General features: G+C 65.0%; 3 protein-coding genes. 2 read left to right on the top strand and 1 reads right to left on the bottom strand.

Features of this window, described 5'->3' with window-relative positions; all coding sequences use genetic code 11:
- Nucleotides 1-539 (bottom strand): flavin-containing monooxygenase (locus tag ACIQ3R_RS17295; protein WP_397420089.1); only part of this gene is annotated, 539 nt, incomplete at its 3' end.
- A gap of 138 nt (nt 540-677) precedes the next feature.
- Here ACIQ3R_RS17295 and ACIQ3R_RS17290 point away from each other — a divergent pair.
- Both ACIQ3R_RS17290 and ACIQ3R_RS17285 read left to right on the top strand, forming a co-directional pair.
- Nucleotides 678-2105, top strand: coding sequence for a M20/M25/M40 family metallo-hydrolase (locus ACIQ3R_RS17290; protein ID WP_397420088.1), 1428 nt, complete (start codon nt 678-680; stop codon nt 2103-2105).
- 98 nt (nt 2106-2203) lie between these two features.
- On the top strand, nt 2204-2722 hold a 519-nt coding region (locus tag ACIQ3R_RS17285; protein ID WP_397420087.1), incomplete at its 3' end, for an amino acid permease.

The following is a 2722-nucleotide window of genomic DNA, read 5'->3' as shown; positions in this document are numbered from 1 at the left end:
ATCACCACCACACGCTTGCCGGCGTAGTCCAGGCCTTCCGGCCATGCTTGCGGGTGAACCACCGAGCCCTGAAAGCTCTCCAGCCCCGGAAACTCGGGCGTGTAGCCCGCGTCATAGGAATAGTAGCCGCCGCAAAGGAAGATGAAGTTGCAGCTGACCGTTACGGTCTCCCCACCCCGCGCGACGTCCACTGTCCATGTGGCCGTTTCTGAGGACCACGACGCCCGGGTCACCTTGGACCCGAACCGGATATGCCGGTTCACTCCGCCTTCTTCAGCGGCATCTCGGATATACTTCAGGATCGCCGGACCGTCGGCGATCGCCTTCGCCTCCCGCCACGGTTTGAATGCGTAACCCAAAGTGTACATGTCACTGTCCGACCGGATGCCCGGATAGCGGAAAAGGTCCCAGGTGCCTCCGATGGAGTCGCGACCTTCGAAGATCACGAACGTCCGGTCGGGACATGACGTCTGCAGGTGCCGCGCGGCCCCGACCCCTGAGAGCCCTGCCCCCACGATCACGACGTCAAAGTGTTCCATTGCCACGCCTTATCTCCTTGCCCCTCACCGAGGATAGCTGATCGGCGTTCAGACGAAAGACTCGAGCCGCGGCGGCGCCTGCTTGACAGTCCACGCCGCGGACCATCCCATCGCCCCGGGGCAGGGGGAGACGACAAGATGCGCGTCGTAAGCATGGCGCTCGCTTTGGCGATTGGCGTCTCGGGATTTGCAGCGACGGCCCAGGCTCAACAGCCCAGGGAAGCCGCCTTCCGGGCAATGTTCAAGGAGATGGTGGAGACCGACACTTCCGCCGCCACGGGCGATTGCACCTTACTCTCCAACCGCATCGCCGCGCGGATGATCGCCGCGGGCTTCCCTGCCGCCAATGTTCACGTGCTTGTGCCGGAGGCTGATAAACGCGCCGGCAACATCGTCGCCGTGCTGCCGGGCCGCGATCCCAAGGCCAAGGCGGTGCTGATGCTGGGCCATATCGATGTGGTCAATGCGCGCCGCGAGGACTGGACCCGCGACCCCTTTGTCCTGATCGAGGAAGGCGGGGAGTTTTATGGTCGGGGGGTCTCCGACATGAAGGCGCAGACCGCCATCTGGGCGGACACAATGGTGCGCTACCATGCCGAGGGCCTGAACCCCCGACGCACGATCAAGATGGCGCTCACCTGCGGCGAGGAGGGCGGCAACCTGCTGAACGGCGCCAGCTGGTTGGCCCAGAACCATCGCGAACTTATCGACGCGGATCTGGCGCTGTCGGAAGGCGGCGGCGGAGACCTCGACGCCCAGGGACGACGGTTGGCCGTGACAGTGATGGCGGCTGAGAAGATCTTCGCCAGCTACACGCTTGAAGTCACCGGACCTGGGGGCCACTCCTCCAAGCCGCGCCGAGAGAACCCGATCACCATTCTGGGTGCTGGCCTGGAGCGCCTCGGCAAGCTCACCTTCCCCACCAGGCTCAACGAAAACAATCGTGGCTATTTCAAAGCGCTGCAAAGCCGGGTCGATCCCGGTACAGCGCGCGCGATCCGCGATCTGTTGGTCAATCCCGACGACCCGCTGGCCAACGCCCATCTCAACCACCAGGTCAGCTACAACGCGATCCTGCGAACCACCTGCATCCCCACCCTGATCGAGGGCGGTCACGCCGCCAACGCCCAGCCGCAACGCGTGCGCGCCACGATCAACTGCCGGCTCTTGCCCGGCACCTTGACCGAGAGCGTGACGTCGGCCATCACCCAGGCGGTGGCCGATCCGCGCATCACCGTCACGCTCGGCGCATTGCCGGCCGCCGCCGGACAGCGCCCGCCGGCGCCGCCGCTGACGGCGCGGCTGATGGATCCGATCCGCGAGATCGCCGCCCAGATGTTCCCCGGCGTGCCGGTCACGCCGATGCAGGAAACCTTCGGCACCGACAATGGCCGACTGATCGCCGTCGGCATTCCGACCTACGGGTTCTCGGGGCTGTTCCGGGGCGATGACGCCGGCAACATCCACGGCCTGAACGAGCATATTTCGGTCCAGTCCGTGATGGACGGGCGAGAGTTCATGCACCGCTTGATCCGAATCTATGCGGAGCAACCTGGAGGTCTCTGAACCCCGCGGGCGACCGGGCGCTTGACCGCATGGCAGCAAGCAAGTCACGGTAAATTTAGTGGGAATTTGGCGGCTCAAAGTCGCCGGACGGAGGGGCTATGTGGCGGACGAAATCCCTTGATGCGATCCTGGCGACGGCTGAGAAGAAGTCGCTCCACAGGACGCTCGGGCCATTCCAGCTCACCATGCTGGGGATCGGCGCGATCATCGGCACCGGCATCTTCGTTCTGACAGCCGAGGCGGCTCAGAAGGCCGGCCCGGGCATGATCCTGGCGTTCATCATCGCGGGTTTCGTCTGCGCGGTAGCCGCTCTGTGCTACGCGGAGATGGCCGCCATGGTCCCGGTCTCGGGCTCGGCCTACACCTACAGCTATGCGGTGATGGGCGAACTTCTGGCCTGGATGGTCGGTTGGGCCTTGATCCTTGAGTACGCTGTCGCCGCCGGCGCTGTGTCGGTGGGCTGGTCGGGTTATGCCGTCGGACTGATTGAGAACGCCTTCGCCATCGACATCCCGAACACCCTTGTTCGCGGCCCGCTGGACGGCGGTCTGGTCAACCTGCCTGCCGCCGGCATCGCTCTGCTGGTGACGGCGCTGCTGGTGGTCGGCACCCGAGAG

It is taken from the genome of Phenylobacterium sp. (genome assembly GCF_044371015.1).
Lineage (GTDB): Bacteria > Pseudomonadota > Alphaproteobacteria > Caulobacterales > Caulobacteraceae > Phenylobacterium.
Note: the sequence above shows the minus strand (reverse complement) of the source record. Positions and strands in the feature narration are given on the sequence as shown.